Below are 18,689 nucleotides of genomic sequence, written 5' to 3' on the forward strand. Positions count from 1 at the left end.
TTAACCTACTGATTTTCCAACCTTATTTATTGCGTTCTCCAATGATTTAGATGTACTTTGCATTATATTATTCATAGTTTCATAAGACCTTTGGGCATTAATAGAATTAATCAAACTCAAAATGGGATTTGCATTTGACAACTCAAGACTGCCCTGTTCTATACGAGTATTAGTAATAATTTTTTCATCATTATCGGCATTATTCGTTAAGCGAAAACTACCGTTTCCGATATCAACCAATTTAGATTTATCGTCAAAATCGTAAATATCAATTTTGCCGTAATTCACTTTGTCATAAAAAATACTACCGTCAGCCTGAATAACAATCTTAGATGTATCAATGCTCTTGCCGTTACTATCCTGCAGCGGAATTTTAACAACGCCGCTACGACTCAAAATCGGACGATTGTTCATATCTGTCATTGTGCCGTCAGTTTGCATAATTAATGTGCCGTTTCTTGTATAAGAAGGCTGATTGTCTTTATCCTGAATTTTAAAGAAGCCTTCACCGTTAATAGCCAGGTCAAAAGTGTTGCCCGTCTCTTTAATAGGTCCTTGTGAAAAATCTATAGTATAAGAATCAATAACAGAACCAACGCTCAAAGTTCCCATTGTTCCCGATTGTTTTTCGATACTGCCGTCTTTTTCAATATGATTAATAAGATTGTCATGAATGTTTTTAAAAGCAAGCTTGGTTTGTTTAAAAGCCGTAGTATTAGAGTTCGCAAGGCTGTGAGCAATGTTATCATTGTACTCAAGGATACTCATCATACCGTTTTTAGTTGTTTCAATTCCTCTTAACATCGCTTCTTAGTCCTTATCCAGTTCTGTTTCATACTGTAATACTTTTTGAATATAATTTTGGGTTTCTTTATAAGGCGGAATACCATCATATTTATCTACCGCTCCAGAGCCCGCGTTATAGGCAGCCAAAGCTTTTTGCTTGTTATTATCATATTTGTTCAAAAGTGATTTCAAATATTTAGCGCCGCCCTGCACATTTTGTTCAGGGTCATAGGGGTTCACAACCCCAAGGCTCTGTGCAGTAGAAGGCATCAGCTGCATTAAGCCCATGGCCCCGACAGGAGAAGTAGCATTGGGATTAAAATTGGATTCGGCTTTTACAACGGCTTTGAGCAGTTTTTTATCTACACTGTTTGCTTTTGCTTGTTGGTTAATAATATCTTCAAAATCGGGAAGAGAATCTGTTTTAGTCTGAAAGCTTGCCATATTAGCAATTTCAGGTAATTTAGTAAAATTATTTTGAACAGAAAGCGATTGGTCAGAGTCAGTCTTTTGCATAGCAGAATTAAGCATGCCCTCAAAATCATTCTCGCCCGGAGAACCTGACAAAAGCTCAAACTGTTTTTCTATTTGACTTATACGTCTTAGTGTAATATCAAGACTCGATATTTGCATATTACCAACTCACTTTTTCCCAAGTACTTATAAATTACTATATTTGGGGGGTAATATTCATCCACCGTAAGATGTAAAAAAAAATAGACCATATGGTTAACATGGTCTTTTTAAGGGATATACCCTGTTTTTAAGGCTCCCTATTTCTTTGTCTGTTCGGTTTCATTCGGTTTTTTTAATAATCCATGTTTTTGCAGGAATTTAGTAATTCTATCAGCAGCAGGCGTAGCAATAACCGGTCCGAGGTATCTGAATGCAAAAGTGCAGATTAGCAATGAATAAGCCATCTTCCAACCGTAAGGAATATCATAGGTAACCTTACCCCTCATAAGAGTTTTATGTGTTCTTTCAAACGCATTTAAAAGCGGCTGAAGTAATTTATCTAAAATTTTACTTACCAGCAATGAAAATGACATTACAAAAATCATATTGGTACAAAGAGCCGGTTTTCTTTCTTTTTCAATTTTTTTGTTTCTGATGGTGTTAAATACATAAAAACCGCTCAGCCAGCAGGATATAATCTGAGGCAGGTTATTAAGGAAGAAATTATTGTCAAATTTATTCATAATAGTGCCGTCAACTTTACGCTTTAGAATTTTCATTCCATGTTTTTCAACCACGGCATTTTCCATCAGTTTATCCATCCTGGAAGAGAAAAATTTGGAGCGTGAAACTTTATTAAAAATAGCCTTAAATATACCTGAAGCAGGTTTATTGTAGACTTTATTATAAGCTTTACCGACAAATTTTAACGCATCACCCGTTGCACCGGTAAAAGCAATCTGAGCGGCAGGCTTTTGACGGGTAAACTGTTTGAATACAGGGTCCGCTTTAGCTGTATTTTTAATTTTTTCCGCAAAAATTATGTTTTTCTCATGTGTCAGCATATTATTATTTGTGGATTTTTTATTTCGGTGGGGAAAAATCAGGTGCATAACTTTAGGAATAACAGCAATAGTAACAAGCGCCAACACCGGAGCAAGAACAAATTTGCTTGACTGATTTAAGAAATACTTTGTTTTATTTGCGGCTAAAGAAATAACCGTTTTCAGCTCTCCCGTATCACTGTAGTGAATCGATTTATGTACAAGATATTTGGCAGTATCAGGTATATCACAATTTTTTACGGCATTAAAAGAGTCTCCCAAAGCTTTATTTAAGCTCTTTAATAAATCAATCGCTTTACCTTCCTCATTAGCCATAAGCTTGATTAAATTATTATCCGCATTGTTTTTTGCAAAGTTTTTTACTACTGTAAATAAATCTCTGTCATGCTTATCAAGCTTGCCCATCAGGGCAGGTATTTCATTAGCGGATGGAATTAATTTATTTGCGACCAGTTTTTCTATTAAATCGGTATATTGAGTGTTTTTATAAAAATTTCCTATAGCTTTATCAACATTTTTAGCATTAACATCTTTTAATATGGAGTCAAGAGCCGTTTCAATCGGCTTATAAATCATATAGGCAAAGCCCAACCCTGCAGCTCCGCTTGAAATAGATTGAGCCGCAGCATACTGTTTGTCTTCTTTTTTCGCTCCGGGTATTGTTAAAATTGTCAAAGGTCTTATAGAACAAGTAATACCGAGGGCAATCAGTGCTTCATATATACCCGGATTATTACTGGCGCTTTTTAAAAAGTTGTTAATGGTCTTATTTTTAAGGGCATTATGAACAAATTGTTTCTCAACCAGTTTATCGGAAAATTTCCCTATTACATCTACAATTCTACCGTTAAAGGATACCTGATTATTAGCAGAGTATTTGACTTCATCTGCTCCGGCATGCTTACCAAGCCTGCTTGTCAAGCATAGACTATTAAGGTTTAACCGAACACTCATCCTGCCTACCAACTATATCCACATTCATTTTAAAACAAAATATTATTTTTTTTGTTATTTGTCCGTTCCTGTTGCAACAATTTGTTACTTTATTAATTTGACCTTACACCCTTTTTTTATTATCTTTAATATTATACGGGTGTACTTGTGTGTACGCTTAAATAGCTGAAAGAAAAGAAAGAATGAAAAATCTTGATAAAGTACAAGCGTTAATAGCAGGTGATGGGGAACTTCCTGTAATGGTAGCAAAAATTGCAGCGAGGGAAGGATTTGATGTAATTTGCATATCTCTTTCACATAAAAATCGCAATCAGCTGCATAAATACTGCAAAAAAGTTTATACTTTCGGTGTCGGAGAAGTTACAAAAATCATCAATACTTTAAAAGAAAACAGCGTAAAGCAGCTGACATTTATAGGCAAGGTTTCAAAAGAAGTCTTGTTCCGAAACCCCCGTTTGGATAAAAAAGCTTTCAACCTTTTAAAATCAGCCAAACAGTTAAACGATGACGCCCTTATGCTAATAATGGTCGAAGAACTTGAAAGAGAAGGGATAAAAGTTCTTGACCAGACATTATTTATAAAAGAACTTTTGGTCAAAAAAGGCACGCTTGGCAATATAGAGCCTGATAATCAGCAACTTGAAGATATCGAATTCGGTTTTAAAACAGCAAAAGAAATAGGCGGGCTTGATATAGGTCAAAGCGTGGTAGTGCAGGATAAAATGATTTTAGCGGTAGAAGCAATCGAAGGTACCGATAAATGTATAGAAAGAGGCGGTAAACTGGGCAGCAAAAGAGCCACGGTAGTGAAAGTAAGCAAGCCGAAACAAGATAAAAGATTTGATATCCCGACAGTAGGGCTTCGCACCCTTCATGTAATGAAACGCTTTGGTGCAAATGTTTTAGCGCTTGAAGCCAACGAAACTTTTATAGTTGAGGAAGAAAAAATGATAGAATATGCGAACAAACACAATATTGTAGTGGTGGCGGTATGAAAAAACTATTTATCATAACAGGCGAACATTCAGGTGATATGCATGCTGCTACGGTGGTAAAAGAACTTCAAGAAACTATGCCCGATTTAGTTATAGAAGGTGTAGGCGGTAAAAATATGGAAGCTGCCGGAGTAAAAATCTTTAAAGACCATTCAAAAATGAATGTAGTCGGTCTTAGCATAAAAGCTATCTTTGACCATTTTAAACTGGGCAAGGAAATAATAGACTATCTTAACAATGAATATAAGCCTGACTTGGTACTGCTGATAGATTACGGCGGTTTTAACCTTCAAATTGCAAAAATTTTAAAAAAATACAATTTTGAAACATTTTATTATATTTCCCCGCAGGTATGGGCATCGCGCAAACACCGCGTAAGCAAGATAAGAAAGTATATTTCACAGTTAATGGTAATTTTCCCGTTTGAAGAAAAATTCTACAAAAAAGAAAATATCACGGCAAAATATGTAGGTCATCCTTTGGTATCACAGCTTTATTTCGGATATACAAAAGAAGACTTTATAGCCCAAAACGGTTTAAACCCGAATAAAAAAATAGTAGGTGTATTCCCCGGCAGCCGCAAATTTGAGCTTCAATATATGATGCCGGTTTACAAAGAAGCTATAAGGGAAATATACGACCATCAAAAGAAAATCCAATTCTGCATTTCACAGGCAGAAAATATGGATGAAAAATTCTTAAACAAATACATAGACGACCTTAAAAACGAAGGTATTGATATTAAATTAATAAAAGGACAAAATCACGCGCTTTTAGCCTGTTCTGACGCTTTAATATTAACATCGGGTACGGTAACGCTTGAAGCGGCAATGTATGAAACCCCTATGGCAGTGTGCTACAAAGGACCGTTGCCATTCTATTGGATATATTTAGCAATCAGACATATTTCAAAAGTATCTTTACCAAACATAGTTGCATCAAAAGACATCGTACAGGAATTTATTCAGCACAGAGCGCAGCCTGAACTTATTGCAAGTGAAATTTTGAGCCTGCTTCATAATCAGCCGAAACGTGAAAAAATGATAGCAGAGCTTAAAAAAATAAAAGAAAAATTCGGAGAAAAAATAGCGTCCAAAGAAGTTGCAAAAACTATTAAGGAGTATTTTAATGTCTAATACAAAGGGTCTGCGATTACATGAAAAGACCCCTACCCAGCGTTTTAAAATAAAACTTGCTGCTAATGCTGTTTTTTACGGTTATTTGAATTTTTTAGACTTGTTAATGAAAAAGCATACCATAAATTATTCTTGTGAAAAAAAAGGCGTTATTTATGCAACCTGGCATGGAACTCAAATAGGTATGGGTCTTTTCCCTAAAGAACATCGTAAAAACATAAATATCTTAATCAGCCCCAGTAACGACGGTGAAATCATTGCACAAGTTTGTCATTTGCTTGGTTTTTCATTAATCAGAGGCTCTTTTCAACGTGAAGGCGAAAAGGCTATGAGAGAAATGATAAAAGCATTAAAAGCCGGAGAAAATATAGCATTTTTCCCTGACGGTCCTATAGGCCCGGCCAAAAAAGTAAAAAAGGGATTGATTAAACTGGCAAAAATGAGCGGCTGTCCGATAATTCCCATTATGACGCACTACACCAACACCGTAAGCCTTAATTCCTGGGACAATTATAATATTCCCGTGGGATTAAGCCATGGCACACTTATTATGGGGGAAAAGATTTACGTTGAAGAGAATTGTTCTATAGAAGAAGAAAAAAACTACCGCCACCTTGTAGAAGCAAAAATCTCCGAACTCGAAAAGACGGTATTTGATGAACATAAAACAAAATGGGGGAAATAAAAAATGGCGAATATTATCACAATCACAAGAATGCTTTTAGCTGTTATAGCAATTACGCTGCTTTATTTTAAAACACCCGCAGCTTATATAACCTCTTTTATTCTCACGATTTTTGTAATTTGGGGTGACGGGCTTGACGGTTTTGTAGCAAGAAAATTCAATGAATGTTCCAAGTTTGGCGCGGTGTTGGATATTTTAGGCGACAGAATAGTAGAAAACATTTATTGGATTGCTTTTGCGACTTTAGCTATGGTAGCGCCATGGGTTCCTCTGGTAGTAGTGATAAGGGGAATTTTAACAGACGGAATAAGGGCTTTGGCATTAGAACAGGGTTATACCGCATTCGGCGAAACAACAATGATGCAGGGAAAAGTTGCCAAATTCATAGTTGCATCGAATTTTTCACGTTTTACCTACGCTGTATGCAAGGCGCTTGCATTTACTTTAATGATAGCGGCGTATATGCCTTTGGATTACAGTTTTAAACCGGTAATATTCAATGCAGCTACAGTGTGTGTTTATATTTCGGTATTTTTCTGTGTAGTGAGGGGCTTGCCTGTATTAACGGAAAGCAAAAGATTTTTCAATGAAAAACAGTAACTTTAAAATAGTACTTTACGAACCTGAAATCCCCCAAAACACCGGGAATATTGCCAGATTATGCGCTTGCAGCGGAAGCGAATTGTTTTTAGCGGGCAAATTAGGTTTTTCTATAGATGAAAAACATGTAAAAAGAGCGGGTTTAGACTATTGGGACGACGTCAAAATCACCCGTGCAGCAACTTTGGAAGAAATATTTGAAAAATATCCCGATTCAAACAAATTCTTTATCACAACAAAAGCTGCAAAATCCCATTTTGCAGCAGAATTTAAAGAAGGAGATTTTCTTATTTTCGGCAGCGAAACAAAGGGTTTGCCAAAAGCCTTGCTGGAAGAAAATTTTAACACATGTTTAAGAATTCCGATGATAGAGGAAAAAAGAAGCTTAAACCTGTCAAACAGCGTTTCTATTGTGTTATACGAAGCTATACGGCAAAGCGGAAATACAGCAATCTAGGAAAAATAAGAAGACTGGCTTTGCAGCTGGGCAATATAGGTATCCATTTGCTGAAACTGTTTCTCCAGCCTTGCCTGATAAGCTTCCAAATATGATTGTTTCTTCTTAAGTCTGTCATTCAAGGTTTTGACACCGGATTCCAAGCTTTCTTTTTTAGATGCAAAATAACCATTTTCAATATCCAGATAATTATCAAGGGTCGTGCTTAATTTTTGCATAACACCTGTAATTTCCGTAGTAGCATTACCGATAAAAAGCGCTTTTACCCCTGCAGGGTCTTGCTCCATAGCTTCTTGAAATTTAGCGGAATCAAACACAAGCTTCGTAGAAACATTATCAGTATCAGTAGTAACTTTACCGGTAGAAACACCTATGGCAGACATCGAAGAAGCGTTGGCGCTCAAGCCGGGTACTATATTCATAATATTCATAGTAATTTCATTCAGCATGCTGTTTAACGAAGAATCATATTTAAAATTCCCGCTTGAAGCAGTAGCTTTTTTGACCTCGGTTTGAAGTTCGTTGTACTGTTTAACAAACGACTCGATTTTAGAGGTCAATTCAGTAGTGTCATTGGTAACCGTAACACTTACAGGCTCGTCTGTGGGCGTGGTTTGAAGCAAGTTCAACGTTAAACCCGCGATACCCGTTGAGGCTTCATTAAGAGTATTTGAAGCTGTTTCAAAAGTAGTGCCGTTAATTTCAACGATTGCATTTTTGCCAAGCGATTGTGATTTTGCGGTTAACTCCCCGGCTTCTGTTGTCAAACCCGCAACCTGAGTAAAATTAGAAGTCCCTGCTTCAATATTAATTGTTGTAGCTCCCGGGTCTTTTGACTTTATGATAAGCCTGTTTTCAATCGCATCATAGTTAGCGGTAACATTTGCATCGGGGTTATTATTAATTTGATAAATCAGCCCGTTAAGAGAAGTAGAAGAATCGATAGTAAATTCCGCATCTCCTATTTTAAAAGTTCCTGCCGTAACAGGAGTTGCAAAATTAGCGGCATTGCCTACCATGGGTTGTTCCTGCTTAATTTGATTTAATTTTTTTGTACTGACTAAAGAAGTCAAATCCCCTTCTTCATCATATTCATAGTTCAAGCTCAAGAATGACCACAAATTACCTGTATCATTGCTTGCCCCCAGTTTTACATCGGTAACGTCAGTATCAGTTAAATCCATTTCAAACTTGCCGTCAGAATTTATGAACGCACTGCCTTCTTTTTCGGTTAACCCGTCAATCCAGGAAAACAAGTCTTCTACAGTAGTATCTTTTGTAACTTCAAATTCGCTTTTTTTATTATTAATATAAACAGAAACAGTACCTTTATTAACGACGCCGTTATTTAATTCCACAATTTTAGTAGATGTATCCGCAATAAGCCCCAAAGAATTTTGACCTGTTGCAGCGGTAGGAGTTGCAAGCTGTTTAATATTGATATTAAAATTCTGCAGCGCAGTATTATTAGAAGCGGTAGCAGTTAAATATTTAGTTTCGGAAACACTGACCCCTTTTCTGTTAAAAATATCAAAAGCGCTGATAATATTAGAATCGGTAAAAGCTTTAACCGTGGATTTTAACGTAGTAGCTTTGGTTTTTAAAGTATTTAAGGCAGTTTGCTGCGTTTCTGTGTTTGTAATTTTAGTTTGAATTGAAGTCAATTTTTGTTTTTCCAAAGCAACGAGCGCTTCAACCCAAGAAGATGTGTCAAGTCCGGAACCTACCCCGCTAAAAGAAATTGACATATATCTCTCCCCACATTAATATACTCTAATTATAAACACTTTGGCTTTCTTTTCTATCCTTTGAATAGCGGATTTTCAGAAGGGCGCCGTGTGAGGCGTACTGACACACATTGCTGTACGTAGAACATGGAACTAAGCTGAACCCAGCCCGTGAGGTGTGAGGAAATGATGAATTTTCTCACACCCTGAAAATCCAAGACAGCGGATTTTTGCAAGGCTGACGAGCAAAGCGAGGAAATGCCGTCCAAGTGAGGAGAGTGATGAAATGAAGCCTTTTGCTTTAGCAAAATGGCGGAATGAAATTCAAACTCTACGAACTGCAAAAATCCAAGAAGCGGATTTTCAGAAGGGCGCCGTGTGAGGTGTGCTGACACACATTGCTGTACGTAGAACACGGAACTAAGCCGAACCCAGCCCGTGAGGTGTGAGGAAATGATGAATTTTCTCACACCCTGAAAATCCAAGACAGCGGATTTTTGACTGCGTGAGCCGATGTTCATCTGAAAAGGCTTGCAAAGGGCAAGGCTTTGGAGGATGAACATAATACCACCGCCGTTGCGAAGTGAATGGAATGAACGCAGCGGAGCAATCTACATTGAAACAAATTGCGATAGCAATTTTGCTTTCAATGATTGCACAGGCGGAGAAATGCATAAGCCAGTGCGAAGGTGGCGGTTGCGGTGGGCAATCGCTACTAAACACTACGATGGCGACGTAGGATAATTGAGCCTCGAACTTGCGGATTGGCACTAGGCTGACCGAAACACAGTGCAGGTAACGCCGTCTGTTCGAAGCAACCCGATGAGGGTTGCAAGTTGTGTAAATTCAAGAATGAATAGCACCGGACTTTAGAAATGGACAATCAATATTAAATACTTTCAGTCTTCCACTTTGATGGCAAAGGTTAATGAAAAATGTAATTCTGTCATCGAATTACGTAACACATACAAGCATGACACCTCTTCACCTAATCCCAGCCTCCCAGCTTCTTAGCTTCCTTAAGCTCTTCACCTTAGCCCAGCCTCTCAGCTTCCCAGCTGCCTAGCTTCCTTCAAACCGGCATTATAGATTTCAATAGTAGCGCAATTAACCGGCAAATTCCTGTCAATCAGGCTTTTAATAGTCATCTTAATACAATAAAAAACAGCATCATCCATACTGTTATTTTTATCAAGTTCAGCATTTATGCCGTCGGTCAAACTCTTCTCCCTTGTATTGATTTCGGTTTTGTCGGACAAAAACACAACTTTCTCAAGGTCTGACATATTAATTCTACCCATAGTATGATTTTTGATGGCGTTTAGAATATCCCCATCTTCAATCCCAAACTCTTTTTGGGCAACAAAAGCGCCAACGGGAGCGTGAAGAACTTTCATACATTCCAACTCTTCTTTTGGGATATCCAGATTATTCTCTTTTACAATTTCGAGCAATTTATCATAAGAAAAACCTTTTGCGCAGTCGTGCAAAAGCGCAGCCAACGCTGCTTTTTCCTTATCAACATGGAATCTGTCGGCAAGCTTAATCGCCATATCACGAGCCCCTAAAGAATGCCTGAATTTTTCTTCGTCCAAATTTTCCTTCAAATATTTTACAATTTTCTCAAACATATTACCCCCTGTATAAATCATTTTTTTTAATATAACGCTCCACGGCAGGAGGCACTAAATCCGTAACAGGCTTGTAATTTTTAAGCCTTTCTCTAATCATAGTTGAGGATATGTCGACTTTAGAAGCATTTAAAAAATCAAAATCAACATCCTTTAAGTTTTTACATCCTTCGGCTTCTTTTTCATCTCTTACAATCACAATGAAGTGCAAGAGCTTTATCAATTCTTCACCCTGATGCCAGCTGTAAATATTCAAAAACGCGTCTGTTCCTATAATAAAGTTTATCTTGCCTTCAATATCGGGCAAAGTCCTATAAAGCTCAATAATAGTAGGATATGTATAAGACTTGTCTTCACGTTTATATTCAATATCGCTTATTTTAAAGAAAGGATAATCAGCAAGCGCAAGTTCCAGCATTTTATACCGATGCGCAGACTGTTCAATCCCGACTTCTTTATGAGGCGGCTTATAAGCAGGCACAAAAATTATTTCATCAAAGTTATAATGATTTCTTGCCTCACAGGCAAAGTGTATGTGAGCATTATGCACAGGGTTAAAAGACCCCATAAACAAACAATATTTCATCGTTAAACGAGTTCCGCTTCTCTTGAATTTAATTTCGCTTCTTTTATTATATCAACAATTTTATTTGTGAAAACTTTATATTGTTCAATGCTTGCCTCACCGTTCAAAACTATATCGGCATGTTCTTTTGCAGGTCTGATATAAATCCTTGCCTTTTCATTGGCATTATTATAAACTCTGTCGGCGCTTTCACCCAAATCCCTGTCCATAGCGCGTTTATACCAGCGTTTTTTCTGAACTGCTTCATCAATATCAACAAAAATTTTAAGGTCAAAAGAATCCCTTATCTTTTCATTAAACGTAAATAACCCCTCAGAGATAATTATTTTGGCAGGTGTACAAAATATTTTATCATCCCATCTTTTGGCGGTTCCTGACATGTCATATTCAGGCAAATACACTGCCAGCCCTTGTTTCAAAAAGTTCAGGTGAGCCGCAAGCAAATCCAGTTCAAACGCTTCGGGACAATCAAGGTCATAATTCTCAACAAACCTGTCAAAGCTCCCTGCCGCCTTTACCATCTCCGAGCGGTCATAATAATAATTATCAATATTAATTTTTGTGATGAAATTCTTATATTTATTTTGTCTTGCAAACTCATCCAAGCCGTTAATAATTTCGTTAGTGATAGTAGTTTTGCCGCTGGCGGTTTCGCCTGCTATACCTATTGTAGTTTGCTTAAGAGTTTCTCCCGCAAAGGCTTTTATCAGCTTTTCCAGCGCACCCTGCCTAAATTCAACAATAACGGGGATTTCCTGATTAAAATTCCATTCCAAAAATTTCCTTATATTCCGCTCAAAAATGGAATTATCATCAATAAATAAACTTTCAAGTTTTTTAATTTCTCTTTCAATGGGGTTGCTAAAATATTTGTGAGAAAGGTTATTTAGCACCGTAGTCTCCTAATAGTTTTGTATTAATCAATGCATGAAAATCGGACTGAACCCCCAAAATAACATCGGTTTGTTCTATAAAATACAAAAAATTATCGCCAGCCATCATACTTTCCATATTCCTGTTTATTATATTTTAACCTTAAGAAAAAAATTTTTTGATATGTTAAGAAAAAATATTACAAAATATTAAGCATTTCAATGCAAATCTCTTTTAAAGGCAATTTTTTATAGCCCTGATACTTAATTAATATATACAGAGTATAACAAGAGAGAGAAGATTATGAGCATGAACTTACAATCCGCAGTATACATCCCAAAATTAAGCGCTACCAATGAAAAAGCATTATCCGCTTACAAATCAACAACATCAGACTTTTTATCACAAAGTGTATTCAGCATGCTGGATCCAACTGCAAACACTTACACCCAATCAGGCAAAGACGGTTTGAACCGAAACGGCGCAATACAAAACAACTATGAACCGGTAATGCCTGCAACCGACAATCCGTTTGCCGGTAAGTCTTTTGGTTCTTCGTTAATAGACAACTTCTACACAAGTATCCAAAATGTAGCGTTAGGCGATTATGCACCTACCTCGATTTTAGAGCAAAGACAAAATTACTATAAAGCATTTGAAGACCAGGCAAAGCCAGGCAAAATGAAAGGTTTAAACCACGATTATTTTGCATAGTAATTAAAGTTTATAATTTCAGAGGCTGTCTTTTTAGACAGCTTCTTTTATTTGAAGCATGCCGGCAAGACATCAATTAAGAAGTTTTATAAATCAACTTTTTTTGTATCAACAAGTTCGGTTAATTCCATGCCGAATGCTTGTGCAATAGCATTTATTGTTTCAAGCGTAGCCCTGCTTTCGCCGCGCTCAATAGCCCCGATAGAATTTTTATTCAAATCTGCTAATTCCGCAAGCTGCTCTTGGGAGAGATTTCTCTTCATTCTCTCCATTTTTATTTTTAAACCAATTCTTTTAGTCAATCCACTGTTTTTACTTGTCATAATACCCATTATTCTAGTCTATTGACACAACATACTCAACTGTGTATACTGGTTTTTGAAACTAGTAGGGGCATTAAAACAGAAAGGGGCAAATAAACATGGATAAACGCAGAATTAAAATATCAAAAATAGAGAACAAAATACTGCGGGTCAGCTGCGAAATATCGATTGTTAAAAGTCTTTCAGATATTTTATATGATTGTCTTTGTGATGGGGACAATTTAAAAAGCGCCGACAAAATGAACTTGGCATTGGTATTAAGCCAAAGATTGAATTATTTACAAAACCGTTTTAACAAAATCGAACTGATTTTGAAAATCTAAGCATTGCCGCTTAGCCGGCACAAAATAAATTTAAATTACTTCAACGCCGTTTGGAGTTGATTGCGCAAGAAAGACTTCGTATTTTTCGCCAAAATTGTTTGATATTTCAATACCGTCGGGCAAAATACCAAATACAGCCGAACCGCTGCCTGACATGAGAGAATTTATCGCGCCCTGTTGAACAATATTTTTTTTAATTTGAACAAGTTCGCTATAGTCTGATATGATTGCATTTTCAAGGTCGTTGCAGAGCATTGAAGCTAGTTTATCAGGGGTAAAATCCGCCTTGAAAAGCTCACATACCCGCCTTGATTTTTCACCTGATGAAAAACAGTTTAACGCCACAAATTTTTCGTAGCATTCCTTGGTAGAAACGCTGAATTCTTTGGGCTTTACAACTAAAAAACTGATTTTTTGAAACGGAAGTTTTTCTTTAATTATTTCACCCCTTGAAGCAAGCAGACATGCCCCGCCTTCAAGGCAAAAGTTCAAATCCGACCCTAAAGCAGCTGCAATAGAATGCAGGGTTTCGTTTGGCAAAATACTGTCAAAAATACGGTTTAAGCCTGCCAAAACACCTGCAGCATCGGTACTCCCACCTGCAAGCCCCGCGCTTACAGGGATGTGCTTTTCAATTTCTACAGCAATATCAAAACCGTTTATAGAAGCTGTTTGCAAAAAAGCCTGAGCCGCTTTGTATACGATATTTTTTTCGTTGTAGGGAATTTCGGCGGAATTTCCGCAAAGGTTTATGGTATTGACCTTAGCATTTCTTTTTTCCGCTTTGATGGTCAAATAATCGTACAAATCAATGGTTTGCATTACGCTGGACAGCTCGTGATATCCGCCCTCCAGCCGTCCTAAAATCTCAAGCGAAAGATTAACTTTTGCAGGAGTGCGTACTTTAACCTTATTCATAGTAATAAAACTCTACATGTGAAACTATCACACAATCGCCGTCTTTTGCTCCTAGTTGTTTTATAGCTTCAAATACACCCATGTTATTCAAAATATTTTGGAGCCGTATAATCTGCTCCGGGTTGCGTGTATCGGTTACGGAAGCCAGACGCTGAACTTTGCCGCCCCTTACAAGGAAAGTGTTTTTATCGATCTTCATAACAGAATAATCACTGTCATCATTGTTAGTGGCATCCATATCTTCAGCGATTTCAATATCAAAATGAGGAGGCGGAATTTCATCAACTTTTTGAATTACATAATGCATTAACCGGTCTACATTTTCGCCTGTTACTGCAGATATGGCAAAAACTTCTTCACAATGTTCTTTTAGCTCTTTTTTTACCTTTTCTACGGTGTCTTCATCAACAGCGTCAATTTTGTTTAAAACCGTTATTTGAAAAATATCCCCAAGCCTGCCGCCGTATTTTTTTAATTCCTGATTAATTTTAAGGTAATTTTCAACCGGATTTTCAAGTGTTATATCAACAAGATGGATTAAAAATCTCGTACGCTCAACATGCCTTAAAAACTCAAACCCCAGCCCTACACCATCTGAAGCCCCTTCAATTAACCCCGGAATATCCGCCATCACAAAGCCGTCCCCGTCAGGTTTTTTTACCACTCCTAAATGGGGAACAAGAGTAGTAAAAGGATAATCGGCTATTTTTGGCTTTGCAGCCGAAACAGCGCTTATAAACGTAGATTTACCCGCATTTGGCAAGCCTAAAAGCCCCACATCGGCAATAAGTTTTAACTCAAGTTCAAGCTCTCTTTCAATAGCAGGTTCCCCCGGTTCACAAAACTGCGGCGCACGTCTTGTAGAAGTGTTAAATCTTGCGTTGCCTCTGCCGCCCCTGCCGCCTTTTGCCACCATGACTTTTTCACCGCTATGTGTAAAATCGGCTATTATTTTTTTGCTGTAAACATCCCTTACCATGGTGCCTAAAGGAACATGAATAAACAAGTCCTCTCCGCATTTACCATGCTGGTTTTTGATACGACCGTTCTCGCCTGCTATCGCTTTAAATATCGATTTGTATTTAAAATCAAGCAAAGTTGAAATAGACTCATCAGCTACAAGATAAATATCTCCGCCTCTGCCGCCGTCGCCGCCCGCAGGTCCGCCTTTATCAACGTATTTTTCGCGCCGCCACGCCACCATGCCGTTGCCGCCTGCTCCTGATATGACTTTTATTTTTACCTTGTCTATAAACATAGTAATTATAGTAATATAAATGCCCGGCATTCACAATATGCGGCTGCTATCTTAAAAAAATACTTTTTTAAGCAATGAAGTCTGTTTGCACGCTCAATCGGTTTGTTTTATTAATTTTATCTGTTTACTTTTTCAACCCAAGTCCGCAATTGCTCTACTGTAGCAGGGTCGACAGTATGACTCTTACCCACAAATTCGAAAACATCTCCGTGTTGATTTCTATAAATACGATGACTTCCGTGCGTACGACTGTAGTTAAAGCCCAATGACTTAAGCACTACCTCAACATCACCTCTTGGATAATCGCGAGGGGTCTTTGTGAATGTTTTCAAACCTTTAATCAGTTTATCAGCCCTGGATCCAAATTCCACATTATTATTCTGCCCTGATGCTATGTACAAATTACTTACCTTATATTCCTACATTTATATAAAAAATTTTATTGCAAAATAATTGCCTTTAACTGCAATTTTATCGGAGGGTTGATTTGATAAAGCTTAAAGGCGGGTGATAAAATCACCCGCCTTTGTTTATATTATATGATATGGATTGGAGATTGTTTCCAATCCTTACAATTACCTAAATACTCTGATGAAAAATTTTTCATACCCGGGAATATAAAATTTTACAATACTTAATAATAAGTGTGCTTTGTACAATTGATTATATAGCAAAAATTTTGCTTTAAGATTTTATAGTAAACATGCAAGTCTCTCTATCCTCAAAATCTCACTGCCAAATAACCCCTGTATATCGAAACAGGCTTCAAATACTCTCAACTGAAAAATACAATGATTTTTGCAGGTTCTTAGACGGAACTAAAGTATAATTTTTAATCTTTAATTTTTTCAAAAACAGCTATACTATATGGCGCAATATCAATAGAAGTGCTGTAAATAGGTTTTTTCCAACGATTGGACTGTTCTCCGTTTCCGTTATAGTGCTTATCGTTGCTGTTTAAGACTTCTCTTAATTTAACATCGCCTGTTGAACAAAGTTTAAAATTAGTATATGAACTGCGGCTGAAATTCATAAATGCTATGACCTCTTCCCCGTAAGGGTTAGAATATTTTACTTCCAATATATTTTTCTCAGGATGCGCATAAGTATCTACATTTGAAAAATCCATATAGTGCATAAGAGGAGTAGTCTTGATAAAGTTTGCAAAGTCTTTGGAAAAATTTAACGTTCCGTCGTTAACCCATTTAGCGTTATATTCCGGAGAGTTCAGCCTGGAATCATTAAATGCCTGCTCATTCGGCGGATAGCCTTTATCGTTTTCGATTTGTTTTATATAAGGCATTTTGTTATGAGGATTGATGGCATGTTTTGGCATTTTGCAGAAGAATTTAAACGGTGCAAGCTCACCGCGCTCATCGCCCATAAAGAATTCTTTGGGGCTTGCATGCATAAACATTGCGCCTATTATCAATTTATTCAAGGCATAAGCGTTATGAAATTCCCTGTCAAATTCATATTTTGATACGGGATTTTGGCAGCCGTACTTTCTTTGGGTATCTTCATCCAAACATTCCCCGCACCGTACGTAACTCTTAATCATATCAAAAGTCAGCCACTGAGCCTGCTGCCAGTTCATATTACATCGCAATTCCATACCAAGTCTGGAAGCCAAAATATTGACCAAATTCCTTTTGCCGCCGGCTTCGTTGCCTATTTCATCGTGATTTGATATATTAATTAAAAGATTTTCAGCGCCTAAGTCGGGTTGACGAAGATTACGGCGGCAGTAGTCTTTATATTCATTTGACGCAAAAGGGTCATCAAGCATTTTATGTTCATGGGACTTGTCTATACCGTTTTTATAAATATGCTCAAGCGCACGGACATCAGGTTTGAATTCGTGTTTTTGTCTGTCAGCAGCGAGAGAGAGCAGAGATTTATAAAAATCGAACGTTGTCATACCATCATAACCCCAGTTATTGTCGTTAACAACCTTTGGCTGGTTTTTGTTAGCCATAACACGTGATATACGCATATCTTCAGGGTATAAAATTACATCTTTGGTTTCATCATGAGACCTTATCTCATAATTTATATCCTTTATTCCGATATCGGAATCCATATAATGCGTTGCATCAAGCCTGAAACCGTCTATATGATAATTTACGGTCCAGTTCATTAACATATCCGTCATATAAGACTTTAAATATTTGCCTTTTTCTCCGTTAAATTCAAGCAGTCTGCCCCATGGTGTTGATTTACCTTCCGCAAATATATCTGCAAGCTGCGGAACTATCACCCCGTATGGACCAAAGTGGTTTGGCACAATATCTAAAATTACACGAATGCCTTTCTCGTGTGCATAGTTTACAAACTCTTTTAAATCCTCGGGTCTGCCGTAGGCATTTTCTACGGCGAATTTATTCACTTCATCATAACCCCAGTTGATATCGCCGTAAAATTCACCTATCGGCATTAATCTTACGGTATTTGCTACAGCGTTTTCGGTTATAATATCTATTTCCTTTTTGGCTTCTTTAAACCCGCCCAAAAGTCCTATATGAACAGATTCCATAACCATATCTTTCGGCAAATGCCAGCCGTAAGATTTGGATTTGCGATTCTGCATCCATTTTTCATCTGTCCATTGAAAAGCCTTATGGTCAATAACTTCTGCCCAATCTGCATACGGCTTGAACCCCAAAATATCGTTTGGCAGATAGTCGGACCTAGGGTCATGGAGCTTGAGCACGTTGCCGTTTTTGTCAACCGCAAGATATATGTATTTATCACCGGGTTCAACTCCTTGTGCAATGCATTCAAATTTGCTGCCCCTTTTTTCCATTTCAAAAGACCGGGCATTATTATAATTATCGCCTTTAGCCGCTAACACCGTCATATTTAGAATATTCGGAGCATCAATAGTGAATTTTGTCCTGCCGCCGCCTAAATATCTTGCCCCCTGCCCCAAATGTTCCTGCATCGAAGCACCAAAAGTAACAGGTCTGTAAGCCGTATTCTGATAATTCAAATTAATTGTATTAGACGGGCTTAGGTTCGGAGGCAAAGCTGTTTTATCAGTTTGGGCATTTAACCGGTTACGATTTATAGTATTAGGATTGTGAAAAATATGAAGTACTCTCATGCCTGTTTTAAAACATCTAAAAAAAATATTTGCCATCTGCTGCAATATTAATTCACAATAAAATTTGCAATTTTGTATTTATCCTGCCATAATTCGC

At 37.4% G+C, this 18,689-nt stretch carries 20 protein-coding genes; 7 read left to right on the top strand and 13 right to left on the bottom strand.

What is annotated here, in order from left to right; genetic code table 11:
- From PHX18_00785 to PHX18_00795, 3 genes are all read right to left on the bottom strand, one after another.
- Complete coding sequence (locus PHX18_00785) at positions 1-804, bottom strand: flagellar hook-basal body complex protein (GenBank protein ID MDD3593145.1); 804 nt, start codon at positions 802-804, stop codon at positions 1-3.
- Positions 805-810: 6 nt separating this feature from the next.
- The gene (locus tag PHX18_00790; GenBank protein ID MDD3593146.1) at positions 811-1,419 is read right to left on the bottom strand and encodes a lytic transglycosylase domain-containing protein; all 609 of its coding nucleotides are present in this window, start codon (positions 1,417-1,419) and stop codon (positions 811-813) included.
- A 140-nt stretch (positions 1,420-1,559) separates the two neighbouring features.
- A complete protein-coding gene (locus tag PHX18_00795; protein ID MDD3593147.1) occupies positions 1,560-3,260 on the bottom strand; it encodes a hypothetical protein in 1,701 nt (566 codons plus the stop codon).
- 182 nt (positions 3,261-3,442) lie between these two features.
- Here PHX18_00795 and lpxI point away from each other — a divergent pair, with 182 nt between their 5' ends.
- The 5 genes from lpxI to PHX18_00820 are packed head-to-tail and all read left to right on the top strand — an operon-like array spanning position 3,443 to position 7,133.
- The gene (lpxI, locus tag PHX18_00800) at positions 3,443-4,255 is read left to right on the top strand and encodes a UDP-2,3-diacylglucosamine diphosphatase LpxI (GenBank protein MDD3593148.1); all 813 of its coding nucleotides are present in this window, start codon (positions 3,443-3,445) and stop codon (positions 4,253-4,255) included.
- Positions 4,252-5,391, top strand: coding sequence for a lipid-A-disaccharide synthase (gene lpxB / locus PHX18_00805; protein ID MDD3593149.1), 1,140 nt, complete (start codon positions 4,252-4,254; stop codon positions 5,389-5,391). Before lpxI ends, lpxB begins: the two co-directional genes overlap by 4 nt.
- Positions 5,384-6,076, top strand: a complete 693-nt coding sequence (locus tag PHX18_00810) for a lysophospholipid acyltransferase family protein (protein MDD3593150.1) — start codon at positions 5,384-5,386, stop codon at positions 6,074-6,076. The genes lpxB and PHX18_00810 overlap by 8 nt, the downstream gene beginning before the upstream one ends.
- A 3-nt stretch (positions 6,077-6,079) precedes the next feature.
- Positions 6,080-6,676, top strand: coding sequence for a CDP-alcohol phosphatidyltransferase family protein (locus PHX18_00815; GenBank protein ID MDD3593151.1), 597 nt, complete (start codon positions 6,080-6,082; stop codon positions 6,674-6,676).
- Positions 6,663-7,133 (top strand): tRNA (cytidine(34)-2'-O)-methyltransferase, encoded by a 471-nt coding sequence (locus PHX18_00820; GenBank protein ID MDD3593152.1) that lies wholly within the window; start codon positions 6,663-6,665, stop codon positions 7,131-7,133. Before PHX18_00815 ends, PHX18_00820 begins: the two co-directional genes overlap by 14 nt.
- Here PHX18_00820 and fliD read toward each other — a convergent pair.
- The 5 genes from fliD to PHX18_00845 form a co-directional block, all read right to left on the bottom strand.
- Entirely contained in the window at positions 7,130-8,881 is a 1,752-nt protein-coding gene (gene fliD, locus PHX18_00825) for a flagellar filament capping protein FliD (GenBank protein MDD3593153.1), read from the bottom strand. The two genes, PHX18_00820 and fliD, sit on opposite strands and share 4 nt — an antisense overlap.
- 1,025 nt (positions 8,882-9,906) lie before the next feature.
- Positions 9,907-10,491, bottom strand: a complete 585-nt coding sequence (yqeK, locus tag PHX18_00830) for a bis(5'-nucleosyl)-tetraphosphatase (symmetrical) YqeK (GenBank protein MDD3593154.1) — start codon at positions 10,489-10,491, stop codon at positions 9,907-9,909.
- A 1-nt stretch (position 10,492) separates the two neighbouring features.
- The gene (nadD, locus tag PHX18_00835; GenBank protein MDD3593155.1) at positions 10,493-11,077 is read right to left on the bottom strand and encodes a nicotinate-nucleotide adenylyltransferase; all 585 of its coding nucleotides are present in this window, start codon (positions 11,075-11,077) and stop codon (positions 10,493-10,495) included.
- 2 nt (positions 11,078-11,079) lie between these two features.
- Complete coding sequence (locus PHX18_00840) at positions 11,080-11,970, bottom strand: hypothetical protein (GenBank protein MDD3593156.1); 891 nt, start codon at positions 11,968-11,970, stop codon at positions 11,080-11,082.
- A complete protein-coding gene (locus tag PHX18_00845) occupies positions 11,960-12,088 on the bottom strand; it encodes a hypothetical protein (protein MDD3593157.1) in 129 nt (42 codons plus the stop codon). The genes PHX18_00840 and PHX18_00845 overlap by 11 nt, the downstream gene beginning before the upstream one ends.
- A 165-nt stretch (positions 12,089-12,253) precedes the next feature.
- Between PHX18_00845 and PHX18_00850 the strand changes: the two genes are divergently transcribed.
- On the top strand, positions 12,254-12,664 hold the full coding sequence (locus PHX18_00850; GenBank protein ID MDD3593158.1) for a hypothetical protein: 411 nt from the start codon (positions 12,254-12,256) through the stop codon (positions 12,662-12,664).
- Between the two features lie 86 nt (positions 12,665-12,750).
- Here PHX18_00850 and PHX18_00855 read toward each other — a convergent pair whose 3' ends face one another.
- Positions 12,751-12,987 (bottom strand): helix-turn-helix transcriptional regulator, encoded by a 237-nt coding sequence (locus PHX18_00855; protein MDD3593159.1) that lies wholly within the window; start codon positions 12,985-12,987, stop codon positions 12,751-12,753.
- A 98-nt stretch (positions 12,988-13,085) separates the two neighbouring features.
- On the opposite strand from PHX18_00855, the gene PHX18_00860 reads away from it, so the two are divergent.
- Positions 13,086-13,310: a hypothetical protein gene (locus PHX18_00860; protein MDD3593160.1), complete on the top strand. Its 225-nt coding sequence runs from the start codon at positions 13,086-13,088 to the stop codon at positions 13,308-13,310.
- A 30-nt stretch (positions 13,311-13,340) separates the two neighbouring features.
- Here the strand turns inward: PHX18_00860 and ispE are convergent, their stop codons facing one another.
- From ispE to PHX18_00880, 4 genes are all read right to left on the bottom strand, one after another.
- Positions 13,341-14,228, bottom strand: a complete 888-nt coding sequence (ispE, locus tag PHX18_00865; protein ID MDD3593161.1) for a 4-(cytidine 5'-diphospho)-2-C-methyl-D-erythritol kinase — start codon at positions 14,226-14,228, stop codon at positions 13,341-13,343.
- The gene (gene obgE, locus PHX18_00870; protein ID MDD3593162.1) at positions 14,221-15,486 is read right to left on the bottom strand and encodes a GTPase ObgE; all 1,266 of its coding nucleotides are present in this window, start codon (positions 15,484-15,486) and stop codon (positions 14,221-14,223) included. Before obgE ends, ispE begins: the two co-directional genes overlap by 8 nt.
- A 116-nt stretch (positions 15,487-15,602) precedes the next feature.
- The gene (locus PHX18_00875; protein MDD3593163.1) at positions 15,603-15,857 is read right to left on the bottom strand and encodes a type II toxin-antitoxin system HicA family toxin; all 255 of its coding nucleotides are present in this window, start codon (positions 15,855-15,857) and stop codon (positions 15,603-15,605) included.
- A 461-nt stretch (positions 15,858-16,318) separates the two neighbouring features.
- On the bottom strand, positions 16,319-18,592 hold the full coding sequence (locus PHX18_00880) for an alpha-amylase family glycosyl hydrolase (protein ID MDD3593164.1): 2,274 nt from the start codon (positions 18,590-18,592) through the stop codon (positions 16,319-16,321).
- Between the last annotated feature and the right edge of the window lie 97 nt (positions 18,593-18,689).

This window comes from Candidatus Gastranaerophilales bacterium (assembly GCA_028696075.1).
Taxonomy (GTDB): Bacteria; Cyanobacteriota; Vampirovibrionia; order Gastranaerophilales; family JAILCC01; genus JAQVHS01.

What these genes read in the sequence shown, in the direction of transcription:
- PHX18_00785 (MDD3593145.1), bottom strand. Translation starts at nt 804, where the DNA reads ATGTTAAGAGGAATTGAAACAACTAAAAACGGTATGATGAGTATCCTT.
- PHX18_00790 (MDD3593146.1), bottom strand. Translation starts at nt 1,419, where the DNA reads ATGCAAATATCGAGTCTTGATATTACACTAAGACGTATAAGTCAAATA.
- PHX18_00795 (MDD3593147.1), bottom strand. Translation starts at nt 3,260, where the DNA reads ATGAGTGTTCGGTTAAACCTTAATAGTCTATGCTTGACAAGCAGGCTT.
- lpxI (MDD3593148.1), top strand. Translation starts at nt 3,443, where the DNA reads ATGAAAAATCTTGATAAAGTACAAGCGTTAATAGCAGGTGATGGGGAA.
- lpxB (MDD3593149.1), top strand. Translation starts at nt 4,252, where the DNA reads ATGAAAAAACTATTTATCATAACAGGCGAACATTCAGGTGATATGCAT.
- PHX18_00810 (MDD3593150.1), top strand. Translation starts at nt 5,384, where the DNA reads ATGTCTAATACAAAGGGTCTGCGATTACATGAAAAGACCCCTACCCAG.
- PHX18_00815 (MDD3593151.1), top strand. Translation starts at nt 6,080, where the DNA reads ATGGCGAATATTATCACAATCACAAGAATGCTTTTAGCTGTTATAGCA.
- PHX18_00820 (MDD3593152.1), top strand. Translation starts at nt 6,663, where the DNA reads ATGAAAAACAGTAACTTTAAAATAGTACTTTACGAACCTGAAATCCCC.
- fliD (MDD3593153.1), bottom strand. Translation starts at nt 8,881, where the DNA reads ATGTCAATTTCTTTTAGCGGGGTAGGTTCCGGACTTGACACATCTTCT.
- yqeK (MDD3593154.1), bottom strand. Translation starts at nt 10,491, where the DNA reads ATGTTTGAGAAAATTGTAAAATATTTGAAGGAAAATTTGGACGAAGAA.
- nadD (MDD3593155.1), bottom strand. Translation starts at nt 11,077, where the DNA reads ATGAAATATTGTTTGTTTATGGGGTCTTTTAACCCTGTGCATAATGCT.
- PHX18_00845 (MDD3593157.1), bottom strand. Translation starts at nt 12,088, where the DNA reads ATGGAAAGTATGATGGCTGGCGATAATTTTTTGTATTTTATAGAACAA.
- PHX18_00850 (MDD3593158.1), top strand. Translation starts at nt 12,254, where the DNA reads ATGAGCATGAACTTACAATCCGCAGTATACATCCCAAAATTAAGCGCT.
- PHX18_00855 (MDD3593159.1), bottom strand. Translation starts at nt 12,987, where the DNA reads ATGACAAGTAAAAACAGTGGATTGACTAAAAGAATTGGTTTAAAAATA.
- PHX18_00860 (MDD3593160.1), top strand. Translation starts at nt 13,086, where the DNA reads ATGGATAAACGCAGAATTAAAATATCAAAAATAGAGAACAAAATACTG.
- ispE (MDD3593161.1), bottom strand. Translation starts at nt 14,228, where the DNA reads ATGAATAAGGTTAAAGTACGCACTCCTGCAAAAGTTAATCTTTCGCTT.
- obgE (MDD3593162.1), bottom strand. Translation starts at nt 15,486, where the DNA reads ATGTTTATAGACAAGGTAAAAATAAAAGTCATATCAGGAGCAGGCGGC.
- PHX18_00880 (MDD3593164.1), bottom strand. Translation starts at nt 18,592, where the DNA reads ATGAGAGTACTTCATATTTTTCACAATCCTAATACTATAAATCGTAAC.